Source organism: Rossellomorea sp. ABR4_004 (assembly GCF_056159585.1).
On record NZ_JBSWVM010000002.1, the window covers coordinates 801266 to 817465 of the forward strand.

14 protein-coding genes are annotated in these 16200 nt (G+C 46.5%); 5 read left to right on the forward strand and 9 right to left on the reverse strand.

Annotation, left to right across the window (positions count from 1 at the left end; translation table 11 throughout):
• Positions 1–38 precede the first annotated feature (38 nt).
• The 9 genes from ACXAF2_RS17030 to ACXAF2_RS17070 form a co-directional block, all read right to left on the reverse strand.
• Positions 39–1661, reverse strand: a complete 1623-nt coding sequence (locus ACXAF2_RS17030) for a long-chain fatty acid--CoA ligase (protein ID WP_475140354.1) — start codon at positions 1659–1661, stop codon at positions 39–41.
• 25 nt (positions 1662–1686) lie between these two features.
• Positions 1687–2802: a CaiB/BaiF CoA transferase family protein gene (locus tag ACXAF2_RS17035; protein WP_475140356.1), complete on the reverse strand. Its 1116-nt coding sequence runs from the start codon at positions 2800–2802 to the stop codon at positions 1687–1689.
• A gap of 63 nt (positions 2803–2865) precedes the next feature.
• Complete coding sequence (locus ACXAF2_RS17040; RefSeq protein WP_475140358.1) at positions 2866–4020, reverse strand: thiolase family protein; 1155 nt, start codon at positions 4018–4020, stop codon at positions 2866–2868.
• Between the two features lie 36 nt (positions 4021–4056).
• A complete protein-coding gene (locus ACXAF2_RS17045; protein WP_475140359.1) occupies positions 4057–5202 on the reverse strand; it encodes an acyl-CoA dehydrogenase family protein in 1146 nt (381 codons plus the stop codon).
• Positions 5203–5235: 33 nt separating this feature from the next.
• On the reverse strand, positions 5236–6759 hold the full coding sequence (locus tag ACXAF2_RS17050) for a class I adenylate-forming enzyme family protein (RefSeq protein WP_475140361.1): 1524 nt from the start codon (positions 6757–6759) through the stop codon (positions 5236–5238).
• 177 nt (positions 6760–6936) lie between these two features.
• On the reverse strand, positions 6937–8985 hold the full coding sequence (locus ACXAF2_RS17055; protein WP_475140362.1) for a sigma 54-interacting transcriptional regulator: 2049 nt from the start codon (positions 8983–8985) through the stop codon (positions 6937–6939).
• A 181-nt stretch (positions 8986–9166) separates the two neighbouring features.
• Positions 9167–9934, reverse strand: a complete 768-nt coding sequence (locus tag ACXAF2_RS17060; protein ID WP_475140364.1) for a 3-hydroxyacyl-CoA dehydrogenase — start codon at positions 9932–9934, stop codon at positions 9167–9169.
• Positions 9935–10102: 168 nt separating this feature from the next.
• Positions 10103–10372, reverse strand: coding sequence for a TetR-like C-terminal domain-containing protein (locus ACXAF2_RS17065; RefSeq protein ID WP_475140365.1), 270 nt, complete (start codon positions 10370–10372; stop codon positions 10103–10105).
• Positions 10373–10395: 23 nt separating this feature from the next.
• Entirely contained in the window at positions 10396–10677 is a 282-nt protein-coding gene (locus ACXAF2_RS17070; RefSeq protein WP_475140366.1) for a TetR/AcrR family transcriptional regulator, read from the reverse strand.
• 216 nt (positions 10678–10893) lie between these two features.
• Here ACXAF2_RS17070 and ACXAF2_RS17075 point away from each other — a divergent pair, with 216 nt between their 5' ends.
• The 5 genes from ACXAF2_RS17075 to ACXAF2_RS17095 all read left to right on the forward strand — a co-directional run bounded on the left by ACXAF2_RS17075 (position 10894) and on the right by ACXAF2_RS17095 (position 15613).
• On the forward strand, positions 10894–11931 hold the full coding sequence (locus ACXAF2_RS17075) for a 2,3-butanediol dehydrogenase (protein ID WP_475140368.1): 1038 nt from the start codon (positions 10894–10896) through the stop codon (positions 11929–11931).
• Positions 11932–12282: 351 nt separating this feature from the next.
• Positions 12283–12852 carry a DeoR family transcriptional regulator gene (locus ACXAF2_RS17080; RefSeq protein ID WP_475140370.1) on the forward strand — a complete coding sequence of 190 codons (570 nt, stop codon included), beginning with the start codon at positions 12283–12285 and terminating at the stop codon, positions 12850–12852.
• 17 nt (positions 12853–12869) lie between these two features.
• Positions 12870–14213 carry a PepSY-associated TM helix domain-containing protein gene (locus ACXAF2_RS17085; protein ID WP_475140372.1) on the forward strand — a complete coding sequence of 448 codons (1344 nt, stop codon included), beginning with the start codon at positions 12870–12872 and terminating at the stop codon, positions 14211–14213.
• A gap of 16 nt (positions 14214–14229) precedes the next feature.
• A complete protein-coding gene (locus ACXAF2_RS17090) occupies positions 14230–14694 on the forward strand; it encodes a FixH family protein (protein WP_475140374.1) in 465 nt (154 codons plus the stop codon).
• A gap of 154 nt (positions 14695–14848) precedes the next feature.
• On the forward strand, positions 14849–15613 hold the full coding sequence (locus ACXAF2_RS17095) for a DUF3891 family protein (RefSeq protein WP_475140376.1): 765 nt from the start codon (positions 14849–14851) through the stop codon (positions 15611–15613).
• The last annotated feature ends 587 nt before the right edge of the window (positions 15614–16200 follow it).

The window sequence follows — 16200 nt, forward strand, 5'->3', positions numbered from 1 at the left end:
TTCAAAAAATTCCTCACTGAAACAGGGCGAATCCACCTTTATTGAGATTTCTGCACCAACAGATCCTTCAGCTGCTCACGCAGTGCCCTCTTCAAGAATTTCCCCACCGATGTTTTCGGGATTTCTTCCATAAAGACAATCTCATCAGGAAGCCACCACTTCGCGAATTGCGGGGCAATGAAATCAATTAGCTCTTGTTTGCCGACTTGACCCTTATAAGGCTCCTTCAACACGACGCAGGCAACCGGGCGTTCCTGCCACTGCTCGTGAGGGACTGCCACGATACTCGCCTCGAACACGGCATCATGTGCCATTAACGCGTTCTCAAGGTCAACGGATGAAATCCATTCCCCACCGCTTTTGATCAGGTCTTTTGTCCGGTCGACAAGCTTGATGATTCCCTCTTCATCGACAGTCGCAACGTCACCTGTGTAGAGCCAACCATCCCTGAACGCATCCTGGGAACGCTCGTCCTTATAATATTCATCTGCAATCCACGGGCCACGGAGCAGAATCTCGCCCATTTCCTCACCGTCCCATTTTACTTCTCCATTGATCCCCACCACTTTCATTTCCAGTCCTGGAACAATGAGCCCTTGCTTTGAACGGATATCAAGGATTTCCTCTTGATCAAGTTCCGTCTGATAGCTCTTAAGTCTTGAAACCACTGCAAGGGGAGCCGTCTCAGTCATACCGTAAGCATGAAGGAATGGAATGTTGTACTTCGTTTCAAACGCTTTGATCATTCCCCTCGGCGCTGCTGATCCGCCACATACGATGGATCGTAGAGAAGAAGTGGTGTAGTCCCCTTTTTCCAGTTCATTGAGAAGCCCAAGCCAAATAGTCGGGACTCCCGCGGTGAAGGTGACTGCTTCCCCTTCAATCAGTTCAGCCAAGAGCTTTGGAGTAAAAAGCGGACCAGGCAAGACTTGCGTCGAGCCGAACCAGGTTGCAGCGAAAGGCATTCCCCATGCATTGGCATGGAACATAGGCACGACCGGCATGACCACATCTCTTTCCGACAAGGCCGCCGTATCCGCCAAACCGAAAGCATAGCTGTGCAGAACAATTCCTCTATGAGAATAGACAACGCCCTTGGGTAGACCCGTGGTGGCAGATGTGTAGCACATTCCGGCAGGTTCATTTTCATCGATATCCTTTACGAATTCGAAATCCGTATTGGCTTCCCGCAACAGTTCTTCATAAGAAAAGACGGGTTCCAGTGTCGTTTCCGGAAGCTCATCTTTGTCGGTCATGATGATATAGGCCTCCACTGTTTTAAAGTGGTCCTTGCTTTTCTCAATGAGGGGCAGTAAATCCTCATCGACTAATAACACCTTGTCTTCTGCATGATTGACAATGTAAGATACATGTTCAGAAGACAGGCGGATATTGATGGTGTGGATGACCGCTCCCATTCCTGGTGCGGCAAAGTAGGCCTCCAGATGTCGGTGATGATTCCACGCAAATGTCCCGACTCGGTCTCCTTTCCTCACACCCAGCTTCTCAAGCGCACTCGATAGCCTCCGTGTACGTTCACCGATTTCCTTATACGTTAAACGATGGATTCCAGAAAGTGTCCTTGAAACGACCTGCTTTTTTGGAAAAAACTTTTCGGCTCTCTCCAATAGAGAACCTACTGTTAATGGAACATTCATCATACCAACATTTCCCCTTTCGCTTCTCTTAATCTATTGCACCTTTCTTCTCCCAATCCAGTATCTGCTCATCTGTGACGTCAAGCCAGTCTCTCAGAATCTCTTTAGTCTGTTCCCCTTTTTCCGGAGGCGGTGTGGCAGCCCCTCGATTCAAATCCCCGTACATGTTCACTTTTCCTTCACCTGTAACAAAGCGCGTCTCTTTAAATACAGGGTATTCAACAAGCTCTCCCGCATCCAAAACCGGGGTAAGACAGCAGTCCACTTCCTGGCCAAAGACTGTCCACTCCGATCGTGTTTTGCCCCTAAACAAATCGATCAGCTCACAGTGTACAGGATTTTCCGCTTCCGGCTTTGAGTAGTGTGCGGACAGCCAGTCCTCCCTGCCAAGCGCCTGACAAAAGTTCCGCCAAAATTTCGGCTCCAGTGCAGCGAGGCTGACAAATCCCTTATCCTTCGTTTCATACAGACCGTATGAAATCACGGTACCGTTTAAGACCTGAACACCATGTGGGTATCCTGTTTCCTTTTCAATCAGGACATGATTGGTCATCAAGGAAGCCATGCTCTCCGCAAGGGAAACGCAGTGATAGCTTCCTTCTCCTGATATCCCCCTCGCCACAAGCCCGGCCAGGATCCTTTCGCTTGCGGCTAATCCGCCGATATAGTCGGCAAACGTATGGCTCGGATGAACCGGTCTTCCGCTCTTGTCCTTCAGCTGCGCAAGAGCCCCGCTCACACTCATATAATTCAAATCATGACTACCGAGCTGAGACATCTTCCCACTGTTCCCATAGCCAGTGATGGAGCAGTAGATCATGGCAGGATTGATACTCTTGACCTCTTTGTAACCAAGACCAAGCTTTTCCATTACGCCGGGCCGGAAGCTTTCAATGAGCACATCAGCCTTTTCGATCAGGTCAAGGGCAATCTTTCTCCCTTCTTCTTGTTTCAGATTCAAGACGATACTTTTTTTGCCACGGTTATGAGCGTTGAACACCAAGCCGTTTCCATTATGTCTTGCCGGATCTCCTTCCGGGGATTCTACTTTGATCACTTCCGCTCCAAGTTCCGCAAGCCGCAGGGTGGTAAAAGGGCCCGGTATATAGTTGGTAAAGTCGATTACTTGAATGCCCTTCAGCATGGTGGGATATCGCACCTCCTTGTTTGAACCTGTTCATTCGTGCCCGGGACAGGATTTTCATTCTTAACCGAGCCGCTCCATGATGGTCGCATTCGCCATTCCATGGCCTTCGCACATGGTCTGTAATCCATAACGGCCTCCCGTTCTTTCAAGCTCATGCATCATGGTAAGCATCAAGCGTGCCCCACTTGCACCGAGCGGGTGACCGAGGGCAATCGCTCCGCCATTCGGGTTTAGTTTCTCAGGATCCGCTCCTGTTTCCTTGAGCCAGGCCAATGGAACAGAGGCAAAGGCTTCGTTGACCTCAAACACATCAATATCCTCAAGCGTCAATCCTGACTTTTTCAGTACTTTTTCAGTTGCCGGGATCGGTCCTGTCAGCATCAAAGTAGGGTCAGAGCCGACAACCACTCGTGTATGAACCTTGAAGCGCGGTGTCAATCCCAGTTCCTCTGCCTTTTCCCGGCTCATCAATAGAAGGACGGCTGCCCCGTCACTGATTTGGCTCGCGTTACCTGCATGGATGACACCGTCTTCCTTGAAGACCGTCTTCAAACCGGCCAAAACGTCCGGAGTCGTCCCTTCCCTTGGACCAGAGTCCTCGCTCACAGTGATGGTTTCACCATTTTCATCGGTGACTTGAAGCGGCATGATTTCTTTTTTAAAATGACCTTCCCCCTGCGCCTTCAACGCCCGACGATGACTTTCGGCCGAGAATTCATCGAGCTCCTTTCGGGAAAATCCATATTTTTCGGCGATCCGTTCGGCTGATAATCCTTGATGGATGATTTCGTAGCGTCCTTTTAGCTTCGGGCTAAAAGGGACGGCATCCCCATAGTTGGATCCCATCGGAACTCTGGACATATTCTCCACGCCGCCTGCGATCACGACATCCATGTCCCCTGCTAAAATCGCCTGTGATGCAAAATGCACGGCCTGCTGGCTCGAGCCGCATTGCCGGTCAATGGTGGTCCCGGGTACTTCTATCGGAAACCCCGCTATCAAAGCAGATACACGGGCAATATCCCCTGCCTGTTCCCCTGATTGAGACACGCAGCCAAGAATCACATCTTCCACGAGTCCAGGATCAATCCCGGCCCGTTTGACCACCTCTTCAAGCACCTGAGCCGCTAGATCATCGGGGCGGATATCCTTTAATGGCCCCTTCCTTCTTCCTACAGGTGTCCTCACACCTTCAACAATGACCACTTCACGCATGTTCCATCTTCCTTTCTATGATTGAACTTCCGTACTCTATAAACCTAAGTTCTTCGCAATAATCGTCTTCATGATTTCATTGGTTCCTGCGTATATGCTCGCGACGGGAATGTCACGGAATCTCCTCGCAATCTCGTATTCTTCCATATATCCATATCCCCCATGGAGCTGCATGCATTCGGCTGCGATTTTCTTGGCACTGTCGGTCAGCTTCCACTTGGCCATGGACACCTTGGTCACGATATCTTCCCCTGCGATATGCTCAGCGATCAGCTGATCAAGAAATGCCCTGCCCATTTCGATTTCTGTCGCCATTTCCGCGATTTTGAACTGAGTATTCTGGAATTTGCTCACCGGCTTTCCGAAAGCATCACGGCTTTTCACATAATCGATGGTCTGGTTCAGCATCACTTCCGATGCCGTCTGTGCGGCAATGGCCACGAGCAAGCGTTCCTGCTGAAGCTTTTCCATCAAATAAACAAAACCTTTCCCTTCTTCTCCAAGCAGGTTTTCTTTCGGTACAATACAGTCCTCGAAAATGAGCTCTGCCGTATCCTGAGAATGGAGACCTACCTTGTTCAACTTCCTTCCCCGTGAAAAACCGGGAGCATCCCGCTCGATCACCAGAAGGCTGACACCCTTATGCTTCGGGCTCGCTTTTGGATCTGTTTTACAGGCTACCACAATCAGATCTGAGTGAATCCCATTGGTGATGAACGTTTTTGAACCATTGACGATGTAGTGATCACCATCCAGGACCGCCGTTGTCTTGATATTCGCAAGATCCGATCCTGTTCCCGGCTCTGTCATGGCAATGGCCGTAATGATTTCCCCCGTCGCACATTTAGGGAGCCAGCGCTTTTTCTGCTCTTCCGTTCCATAAGCTGTGAGATAGGGAACCACAATATCATTATGAAGCCCGATGCCAACAAGACCGGACCCAACTCGCTCAATCTCCTCGTTGATGATGACCGAGAACCCCCAGTCCACTTCACTCCCGCCATATTGTTCATCGATATCCGGGCAGAGATAGCCCTGCTCTCCCATCTTCTTCCAGAAGGAGCGGGGAATCATCCTCTCCTCCTCCCATTGATCGTAGTAAGGATATGCTTCCTTTTCTAAAAACTTCCTTAATGATCGCCTGAACATGTCGTGATCATCTGTTAAATATAGGTGTTCCATGTTACCCTCTCCTCTATGAAAATCACATTTTGGTTATTGTTTGACTCCGTTTAGAGACTGGCGCAGCTGAAATTTCAATATTTTCCCGGAAGCATTTCTCGGCAGGGCGTCTTCCACAAAGATTCTTCTTGGAATCTTGTAGCCTGCAAGTTTCTGACGACAGAAGCTTTTCAATTCCTGTTCATCAATGCTTGCTCCCTGTTTCGGCACGATGACGGCACAGACGGCTTCTCCCCACGTTTCATCAGGGAGCCCGATGATGGCTGCCTCAAGCACGGAAGGATGCTCATAAAGAACTTCCTCGACTTCGATGGAATACACATTTTCCCCTCCTGAGATGATCATGTCCTTTTTCCGGTCTACGAGGGTGATGTAGCCTTCCTCATCAATCGTCGCGAGATCCCCCGTATACAGCCAGCCATCCTTCAGGGTTTTCGCCGTTTCGTCAGGCTTCTTATAATATTCCTTCATGATCGACTCACCCTTAAGGATGAACTCTCCGACCACACCTGGTGTAATGTCCTTTCCTTCTTCATTGACCACTCTCGCTTCGGTCAAGAATGCGGCTTTTCCACCTTTTCCAAGATGAGCTTTGTGGCCTTCCGGACCTAACAGGATTCCTCCCGGTCCCGCTTCCGTCAACCCGCACAAGTTATAAAACTGGTCTGTCTTGAACAATTCGATGCTTTTCCGGACGACCTCAGGAGCCATCGGTGCTGCACCATATCCGCACCGTTTAATCGAAGACAGGTCATAATCGGCGGCATTTGGCACCTGGAGCATAAAGGTATACATGGCAGGCACCCCAAAGAAGTGGGTGATCTTATGCTCCTGTATCGCTTCAAGGGTCTTCACCGGATGAAAATCCCTGTGAATGACATGAGTCGCTCCCAATACAACCCCTGACAGAAGGAACAGATTCAGCTGGGCGGAATGGAACAACGGCGCAATATGAAGGAAGTTCTCTTCCTCGTTGATGCCCATACTGATCATCATCGTAAGCCCGACATTGAATACTCGCTTATGATCGAATAAGGCTCCTTTAGGTCTTCCCGTCGTACCGGATGTATATAAAATCTCCAGATCGTCATCGTCACTGACGTGAACGGACGGATCCTCTGTATTCGAAACGGGCACCCGGTCGAATGAATGATGCCCCACTGTTTTCGGAGTTCCTGTCGTAATCACGTGCAGGACAGGTGTACCTTCCCTGGCAGAAGTGACGGTCTCCTCGAATTCTTCATCACAAAAGACGACAACCGATTCGGACTGTTCGAGAATATAGTGAACCTCCGATGACGTCAGACGGAAATTGACAGGCACGATCACCGCCCCGATCTTGGCACCTGCAAAGAAAGCAAGCACAAACTGATCAGAATTCTTCATCATCAGTGCCATCTTGTCACCTTTACGGATCCCGAGACCAAGAAGACCATGGGCCAGTTTATTCACTTCTTCGTTCAACTGCTTATACGTATAAGTTCTTCCTTCACATACAACCGCCAGCTTCTCCGGCTTCTTTCTCGCATTTTGTGCTAAATAAGAACCGATATCCATTCTCCATTTCCCCCTATTGATCAAATATTCGAAAGCGCATTCATTCTTATCTATGCAATAATTGTGCCAACTTTCAGAAAACAATCATCATAAGGGATCGTACGATGGAATAGCAATCAAGGTGTCCAGAAATTGGACACCTTGATTTGGACAGTTTCTACGAAAGGCTTAACCGTTCTATACGGACAGCTGGTACTTCTTCAGTTTTTCATATAATCCTGAACGACTGATCCCGAGTAGCCTGGCTGCCTGTGCTTTGTTTCCATTTGACTGATTCAGGGCTTTTTTAATAGCGCCAAGTTCCGCATTCTCTGCCAGACTGACGGTGGGAATAAGTGGTTCTGAAAGCTTCGAGACCAGATAATCCGGAAGGTCCTCCACCTGAATGTTTCCATGCTCAGCAAACGTCATGGCACGCTCAAGTACGTTTCGAAGCTCCCGTACATTTCCCGGCCAGTCGTATTGAAGTAGCGCTGTATTCGCTTGGGCAGAAATGCCGGTGATGCTGGTGCCAAGCATGGAATTGAGATCAATCATGAGTTTATGGGTAAGATGTTCCACATCATGAACACGTTCACGTAATGGAGGAATATTCAAGGAGATGACGTTCAGCCTGTAATAGAGATCCTCCCGAAATTCCCCTTCCTTCACCATTTTCTCCAGATTCCGATTGGTGGCCGCGATGATCCGAACATCTACCTTGATGCGTTCATTTCCCCCGACCCGGTAAAATTCACGCTCCTGCAGAACACGTAACAGCTTGGCCTGAAGGGCAATCGACATATCGCCGATTTCATCGAGAAACAGCGTTCCCCCATTGGCCAGGTCAAATTTCCCGACTTTCCCCCGCTGCTTCGCTCCAGTGAAAGCACCTTCCTCATACCCGAAAAACTCAGATTCGAGCAAATCCTCAGGGATCGCTGCACAGTTGACGATGACAAATTTGCCCTCGCTTCTGGCACTGCTGTTATGGATGGCATGGGCGAACAATTCCTTTCCTGTCCCGCTTTCCCCCCTGACCAGCACCGTCGACCTGCCTTTCGCTGCTTTGGCTGCACTCTTTTTTAATTTTTCCATATAGGGATATTCACTGAGAATATGTTCCCAGGTGAACCTAGCTGCTTCGGATTTTTGCAGCTGTTGGTGATAAAAGGTTGCCTTGTTTTCAGCCTTTTGCAGCTTCTTAAACAGCTCACTCACTTCATTTAATTGACGGAACATCACCTTCCCGATGGCCCCGATGACTCTGCCATCCTTCTTGATCGGAATTCTGTGCACAATATATTTAATGCCTTTCCTTTCGTTAAAATCACTGATTTCAGCTGTTTCCGTCTGAAAGACATTCCGAAGTTTCAACTGGGGCAGCACACTGTCCGCATCCCGATGCAGCACCTCAGACTTTTCGAGATTGAAAAGTTCAAGTAATGGTGGACTGACCATTGTGATGGTATTCCGTTCATCCGTCATCAAGATGCCATCGTACGCATGCTCTAATGTCGTTTCGATGGTGAGCTTTAATTTTTTGACCGTTTGCAGCTCCTCAGCCATCTTTTCAATTTCGGAAATATCCTGGAAGAGAACGATTTTTCCTTGCTTATGGTTCACGGTTTCATAGGTCGAAATATGCAGGATGCATTGATACGTTTCATCATGGTAATGTCCATGGTTCTCCATTTCCAGGCTTGGAAATACATCGTGAAGATGGTGAAAATGAATGGAGTCGATGGAGCGTCCCGTGATCGTCGAAAACGCTTCATTAGCATAGATGACCTGTAACTGTTCATCCGTCATCAATACGCCCACACCCGAATGCATCAAGATGGTTTCCAGCTGATCCTTTAAGGTATTGGCTGATTTCAATAACGTCATGACCATTTCTGTTTTGGTCAGTAACCCCATCACTTTGCCTTCCTCATCCAGGACGATCCCCGTTCCCGCTTTGCTGGTTTTCACCAGCTCCTCGATTTCGTGATAGGGCGTATCTACCCGAATCGTTCGAGTATCTTTTTTTATGTAAGCTTTGATCGGTGTCTCAAGCGGCATCCGATCCAGGATCATTTGGTATAATCCGCTGCGTGTGAACACACCCTGGAGGTTCCGATTACGGTCTGTAACCGGCAGGAGGTTCCACTTCTTTTCCTTTATGATAAGAATGGCTTCTTTCAATGTGGTATCTTCCGTCATCACACACTCGACGGTTGTGACCATATCCCGGAACTGAATCATGACAATCCCCCTTAAAATCTGAAAATTCAATCTGTTACTTTTATTATAAAGCTTTGTGTAATAAAGGTCACTTCCTCAATTTCTTATTGAATACACTAAAAAAATAATAGTCTTAAATACAAAAAAAGATCAGAGGCTTTGATTCCTCCGATCTCGTAATCTATCTACTATTAGTATCTCATTATTTCGGCTGCATGCGAATGGCACCGTCGAGACGGATGGTCTCCCCGTTCAGCATCGGGTTAGTCAGGATACTTTCCACCAATTGGGCATATTCATCAGGGTGTCCAAGACGCTTAGGGAATGGAACCATTTTTCCAAGGGATTCAACTGCCTCCTCCGGTAACGATTCAAACATTGGAGTATGAAACAATCCTGGCGCGATCGTCATCACCCGGATACCATACGAAGCAAGTTCCCTTGCAATTGGGAGGGTCATTCCGACGACTCCACCTTTCGAGGCACTATAGGCAGCCTGTCCGACCTGTCCTTCAAATGCTGCTACCGATGCCGTATTGATGATGACACCCCTCTCACCTAATTCGCCCGGTTCATTCTTCACCATGTGTTCCGATGCCAATCGGATCACATTGAAGGTGCCGATTAAATTAATCGAAATCACCTTAGAAAACGTATCAAGTGAATGAATTCCTTTTCGTGATATCAGCTTGGACGCAATACCGATACCTGCGCAGTTGACAACCGTATTAATACTTCCGAAAGACTCCACGGCTTTGTGAATAGCTTGGGAGACTTCCTCCTCACTACTTACATCGGTCCTGACAAACATACTTCTTTCTCCCAGTTCTTCCACAAGCGATTGGCCTCTTTCATCGGATAAATCCAATATGGCCGCTCTTCCGCCCTCCTTGATGATCTGCCTCACTGTCGCTTCCCCTAGCCCTGACGCTCCGCCTGTCACGATGGCAATTGATTCACTGATCTTCATTGAATGGCCTCCCTTTTTTATCTATTCAACTTTTACATTGCAAGAATTGTGCCAAGCTTGATTTATCAGTATTTAAATCGGGGGGAGGTTCCAAACTGTCCAGAATAAGGACACTTTGGACACTGAACATTCGTGAACGATACATGACAACCAAATAACAACAAGCTGCTATTCATTCTTCCCTCTATACACCCCGTGCGTCATGACATTTGCCATCTGATCCGCCATGAACTCCGGTGATTCTGGTGTCCCCTTTTCCACCCAATCGATGATGAGTGAAACAAGTGCTCCTGAAATATAGTTGACTAAAAACTCATCATTTACCGTTAGATCGTATTTCCTTTCATGCAAAAGAGAGATATTGCTTCTAACAGAGCGTTGGATGATCATCACCATTTTCCAGGGGAAATCCGGTATCCCCTTCTCACTGAGGATCATGTTGTACCATTCAATATATTCCTTTACATGCTTGAATGTTGCCAATATAGGAGGATAGGCGATATCGACAAAGTATGGACGGACTCCGGTATCTGTATACTATTTGCAACCCCGGCCAATAAATCCTCGACAGTTTTCTCTATTAAATCCTGCTTATCTTTATAGTGATAGTAAAAGGTTGCCCGATTGATATCTGCTTTGTTAATGATGTCCTGTACCGTTACATGCTGTATCCCTTTTTTCTCCGAAATGGTAAACAATGCGTTTCGAATACTGTTTTTGGTTCTTTTTATCCGTTTATCCATCTTTACCCACCTTAGGTCCTTTATGAAAGTCGTTTTTTTATACATTTTGCTAATATATGTTGGATATTAAACAATTTCATGAAAACTATTGGTTGTCCCACTTTCCTTCGCCCCTTATTATACTTGATGTGCAGCGCTTACAATCCAGTGCTATATATGTCTACTCTTTGGTTATTTTCATATCAAATCGTATAACTATTAGGAGGTTTTATCATAATGAAAGCCGCTAAATTTTATAAAGCTAGAGATATTCGTATAGAAGAAATTCCAGAAGTAAAGGTAAGCCCCGGCAATGTGAAAATTGAAGTCGAATGGTGCGGAATTTGCGGAAGTGACCTGCATGAGTATGTGGCAGGACCTTTAAATACTGCCGGGAACATGGTCATGGGCCATGAATTTTCCGGAAGAGTCGTAGAAGTGGGCGAGGGGGTAAGTCGTGTCACTGCCGGTGATCGCGTTGCCGGCGAAACCATCGTATACTGTGGCGAATGTGAATATTGTCAAAACGATAAAAAGCATCTTTGTGACAACTTTGGCATTCAAGGTCTTACCGAAGACGGCGCGTTTACGAGTTATATTGTTGTGAGAGAAGAAAATCTTCACCTTTTACCAGAGCATCTTTCTTTTGAACATGCGGCAATTGTAGAACCGGCTTCCGTTGCTTATCATACTGTGACAAAGAGTAGTCTGAAGGCAGGCGACAATTGCGTTGTGTTCGGGGCAGGCCCAATCGGTCTACTCGTTACGGCAATAGCCAAAATTAAGGGAGCGAACCAGGTGATCGTGGCTGAAGTTTCTGAAGAACGCCGTAATAAAGCTCTCCAAATGGGCGCCACTCACGTGATCAATCCTCTAGAAGACGATGTTGTTCAAACAGTCATGGAAATGACCAATGGCGGAGCGGATGTAACGTTTGAGGCTGCAGGGGTACAACCGACTTTCCAAGCAGGACTAGAAGCACTTAAAAAAGACGGCGAAATGATGATTGTCGCTATTTATGAAAAAGAGGTTTCGTTCATGCCTAACTGGCACATCATCGGTGAAAAGCGCATCAACACAGCCTTTTGCTATAGCAGCACAAGTTTCCCGGAAGTCATTGAACTGCTTGCTAATGGCAAAATCAATGCGGACGCTGTGATAACAAAAAAAATCGATTTAGAAGACATCCAAAAAGAAGGATTCGAAACATTGGTAAATGATAAATCACAATGTAAGATCCTCGTGACACCTAAAAAAGAAAATCTATCGAAATAAAGAAAGGGCTGAGTTTTTTCAGCCCTTTTTCATTTGGGACAGACCCTTGGAGACTCATTCTGTTTCTAAGCAAACTCCCTTCCCATTCCTCCAAACCCTTCATAATCAATATGAAAATCTGAGAGATTCTATGATCCAAATCAGATTGGGATACGTATCCTAAGTGCCCCTCTATCAAAAATCCATAACCGATAAACCCATTTGTGTGATAAGTATGAAGTACAATTGTCCATTGTGTTACAAATCAACATTTTTTCACATTTACCAACAATCATTCTCTTGAATAACCTATGATCCTTCCATACTATTTAACTATAAAGAGATTTCATTCGAAAGGACGGACGTTGGATTATGCTGCCCATCGACAGACAACAACAAATTTTAACCTGGCTGGAAGAGGAAGGGACACTTCGTGTATCGGAAATCAGTTCCCGCCTTGAGGTTTCGGAAATGACAGTGTATCGGGACTTGAAGCCTCTCCTTAAAGAGAACAGGGTCCACAAAACCTCCAATGGCATTTCAACCATCAAGGAACATGGCATTCCGACGAATACCTGTATCTATTGCCTGAAGGGGGCGACTTCCAGATGGTCGGTTCAATTAGTGAAGAAGGATCACACGATTGAGCTGGCCTGCTGTCCTCACTGTGGATTACTCCGTTACGGGGACATCCAGGGAGAGGTCGTGCAGATCATGTGTCGTGATTTCTTAACGGATATGACGATAAGTGGGAAGACCGCTACTTTCCTGATCGATGCCGACTTAAACCTGAACTGCTGCCAGCCCCAGGTGATCGCATTCGAATCGAACAAACAGGCCCGTCAATTCCAAACGGGATTTGGAGGGCATCTTCACAGCTTTCAAGAGGCCATCGCGGTTATTTCAGAAGAAATGTCGGGCTCAGACTGCTGTCATGACTAAGAAAAGAGGAAACTACTATGCGTAAAAAATCGAACATGTCTCCTTATCAAACGATTTGGAGATGGCATTTCTATGCGGGAATCATCATTTCCCCGTTCTTGCTCATCCTGGCTGTGACGGGGTCCATTTATCTATTCAAGCCCCAGATCGAACAAAATCTTTACAAAGAGTATTACGAAGTGAAAGCACAAGGGGAAAAACTTCCTGCTTCTGAACAAATCGAAGAAGTGAAGAAACTCCACCCGGATGCACAAATCACCAAGTATCGTCCGGGAGAAAGTCCGGAACGCTCCAGTGAAATCGGTATCAGCACCGACGAAGGTTCGGCCACTGTCTTCCTGGATCCCTACACCGGAAAATCACTTGGCGAGTTAAAGCCTGAAGACCGGATCATGGATAAAATAGTGGAATTCCATGGGGAACTGATGGCGGGAACTCTCGGAGACCGTATCGTTGAGCTTGTCGCCTCCTGGGCCATCGTTCTGATTGTCACTGGGTTATTCCTATGGTTTCCACGTAAGAAGGACAAGCTGGCGGGAGTGTTCTTCCCCCGTTTCGGTAAAGGAAAAAGCATCCTGCGCCGTGACCTTCACGCTGTACCCGCTTTCTGGATTACAGCGGGAATGCTGTTCCTGATCATGACAGGCTTGCCTTGGTCGGGCTTCTGGGGAACGAACTTCCAGAATCTCATGACGAACGCAGGTGCCGGATACCCTCCATCGATTTGGACAGGAGAAGCACCACAGTCCGTTGTGAAAACAAAAGAAATCGCCGATGTCCCATGGGCAGCGGAAAACCTGGAAGTCCCTGTATCGGCACTCGAAGGCTACACTCCCGTATCAATCAATGACGTCGTGAGCATCGCCGACAGAGAAGGAATCGACCCGAGTTACACGGTGTACATCCCTGAGGGTGAGAAAGGCGTCTATACACTATCTGCCTTTCCTGCAAAAGCTCAGAATGAGGTCACCATGCACCTTGATCAATATTCTGGAGCTGTCCTGGCTGATTATCGCTTCGACCATTACGGTATTGGCGGGAAAATCGTCGCCATGGGCATTACCCTTCATACCGGCACACAATTCGGTTTCATCAACCAATTGATCAGTCTCTTCATTTGCCTAGGGATCATCCTGGTGGTGATGAGCGGATTCTATCTATGGTTAAAGCGGAAACCGAAAAAAGAAATGGGCGCACCGAAAGCGCCAAGCATCTTGAAAATGAAGCTCTTCTTGCTTCTTATGATTGTCTTGGGCATCCTCTTCCCTCTGGTTGGAGTTTCCTTGATTGTCATCTTGCTTCTTGACTGGCTGGTTATCAAACGAATCCCGGCTTTAAATAAATTCCTCGGTGCGGAATAAGAAAGGACGATGCTTCATGAAAAATCGTACGACATACATTGGTCTCCTCCTCATTTGCATGATGCTCGGAGCCTGTTCCCCGAAAGAGGATGCAGCCGAGCTTTACCGTCAGGAATCCCCGCTTCAAGCGGATATCACCATGCCTGAAGAGTTTTCCGGAAGTGAGCCGATCAAGATTGCTCTCACACAAAACAGTCAATCCGTCGATGATGCTGATTTTGTCCATGTCGAAATATGGAAAGGTGATGGCTCCTTCCATGATCAGATGGAGGAAGCCGATAATGCCGGAGACGGGAATTATACATTCAGCAAAAAGCTGACCGAAGATGGACTCTATTACATCAAGGTCCATGCCGCAAACAACGGATCCACCATCATGCCGACCCTGCCTTTCGCTGTCGGTGAGCTATCCAAGGCTGATGTCGAAGCCCTGAATGACCAAACTCCAGATGATAGTGGAAATCATGAATCACACCACTGACGACAAAAGATCGGAAGCAGATACTTGCTCTCGGTCTTTTGTTTTGTAGAAAAGACTGCCTTCCTCATCACTTCTACCATATTTTTTCCTGTATTAGACTACACCTTTGCTATAATAGATTCATAGTCAAGCCCATAGAAAGGAGCCCACCATCATGATCATTCGTGAAACCAAGGATTCATTTATTATGATCAAACAGCACGACCACGCCTTTTTATCAGGCGAACTCATCAAGCACTTCAAGCCTTCTCTACTAAAATCAGATTCATTCTTTGGCGATGCCTTATATGCAGCCTATCAGCACGACCGGAGCTGGATCGGTTTGGACGAGACCCCGATCTGGAATGACAGGGAGAAGACCCCCTATACCTTTTCAGACTACCCCCTTCTGCCAAAGCTCGCATTCTATAAAATCGGGGTGGACGAGATTGAGAGAGTGAACACCTATGCGAGTCTCCTATGCAGCCTGCACTTCTCCTCCTTCTTTTCCCACTCTGAAAATAAAGACTGCCTTGTCTTTTTAACTGGTGAAGCCAGAAGACAAATGAGGCTAAAGGAGTCGTTTCCTGACATGGATGAAGCATTACTGCAGCAGCATTTCCACTTACTCCAATTCTCGGATAATCTGTCTTTATATCTGTGCCTGAACGAACCGGGTGTCGGTAAAGAAGAAGAGCATCCGTGGTTTCGGAACGGATTTAAGAATACGGAAGTGTTTCATCCTGATCATCGGCCCATCACAGCTGAATGGCTGAATGAAAACCAAGTGACCCTTTATCCTTATCCTTTTGAGAGGGATTTCCACATAACCATGCCGTATAAAACGGTATCGAAGAATTTCATTGAACAACTTGGGGTGGCAGAAGCTTATGAAAAGAGTGAAGATGAAGACAAGAAGGTTCACATATGCCAATCATAAATGAGGCCATCTCTCATGATAGATTCGTTAAAAATCCACCTAATGTCACCTGAACATATTAATACACGTACATTTTCACACTTCAGCTTCTTACCTACTATACGTATTAATTTAACCCGTTCGGTTGATAAGGAGAAAGATACAATTCACAACTAAAATAGAATGCTTATTAACATATCAACTAACACAAAAAATAGCCATTCTATTAGCAGATACGAAAGATGGGAAGATGAAGAGTGAGTAATCAGGGATAGAAAAATAAGCGGAGATTTTACTGTTATATGGAGATTAGAAGTAGTTTTTGGGGAAATTAAGTGGAGTTTTTCCCTCTATACAAAGCAAAGCTACTTATTTTCACGTTATTCGAGTCAAATAAGAGGATTTTCTCCCTCTATTTAAGCTGTTTTCAGTACTATTTGCTAATTAAGGGGAATTTTTTCCTCTATAAACCTCAATTAGCAGAGAACCTGGTTTCATTGTTTAAGAATGCAAAAGTTTAACGGGAAACCTGATGTTCAACTATTCAGCGATCGTGGGCTTTCATGAAATACCAAAGGATCATCCAACTTGGATGGTCCTATTTTTAT

Excerpts from the sequence above, each read along its gene's own strand:
- ACXAF2_RS17030 (WP_475140354.1), bottom strand. The coding sequence starts at position 1,661 with ATGATGAATGTTCCATTAACAGTAGGTTCTCTATTGGAGAGAGCCGAA.
- ACXAF2_RS17035 (WP_475140356.1), bottom strand. The coding sequence starts at position 2,802 with ATGCTGAAGGGCATTCAAGTAATCGACTTTACCAACTATATACCGGGC.
- ACXAF2_RS17040 (WP_475140358.1), bottom strand. The coding sequence starts at position 4,020 with ATGCGTGAAGTGGTCATTGTTGAAGGTGTGAGGACACCTGTAGGAAGA.
- ACXAF2_RS17045 (WP_475140359.1), bottom strand. The coding sequence starts at position 5,202 with ATGGAACACCTATATTTAACAGATGATCACGACATGTTCAGGCGATCA.
- ACXAF2_RS17050 (WP_475140361.1), bottom strand. The coding sequence starts at position 6,759 with ATGGATATCGGTTCTTATTTAGCACAAAATGCGAGAAAGAAGCCGGAG.
- ACXAF2_RS17055 (WP_475140362.1), bottom strand. The coding sequence starts at position 8,985 with ATGATTCAGTTCCGGGATATGGTCACAACCGTCGAGTGTGTGATGACG.
- ACXAF2_RS17060 (WP_475140364.1), bottom strand. The coding sequence starts at position 9,934 with ATGAAGATCAGTGAATCAATTGCCATCGTGACAGGCGGAGCGTCAGGG.
- ACXAF2_RS17065 (WP_475140365.1), bottom strand. The coding sequence starts at position 10,372 with ATGATCCTCAGTGAGAAGGGGATACCGGATTTCCCCTGGAAAATGGTG.
- ACXAF2_RS17070 (WP_475140366.1), bottom strand. The coding sequence starts at position 10,677 with ATGGATAAACGGATAAAAAGAACCAAAAACAGTATTCGAAACGCATTG.
- ACXAF2_RS17075 (WP_475140368.1), top strand. The coding sequence starts at position 10,894 with ATGAAAGCCGCTAAATTTTATAAAGCTAGAGATATTCGTATAGAAGAA.
- ACXAF2_RS17080 (WP_475140370.1), top strand. The coding sequence starts at position 12,283 with ATGCTGCCCATCGACAGACAACAACAAATTTTAACCTGGCTGGAAGAG.
- ACXAF2_RS17085 (WP_475140372.1), top strand. The coding sequence starts at position 12,870 with ATGCGTAAAAAATCGAACATGTCTCCTTATCAAACGATTTGGAGATGG.
- ACXAF2_RS17090 (WP_475140374.1), top strand. The coding sequence starts at position 14,230 with ATGAAAAATCGTACGACATACATTGGTCTCCTCCTCATTTGCATGATG.
- ACXAF2_RS17095 (WP_475140376.1), top strand. The coding sequence starts at position 14,849 with ATGATCATTCGTGAAACCAAGGATTCATTTATTATGATCAAACAGCAC.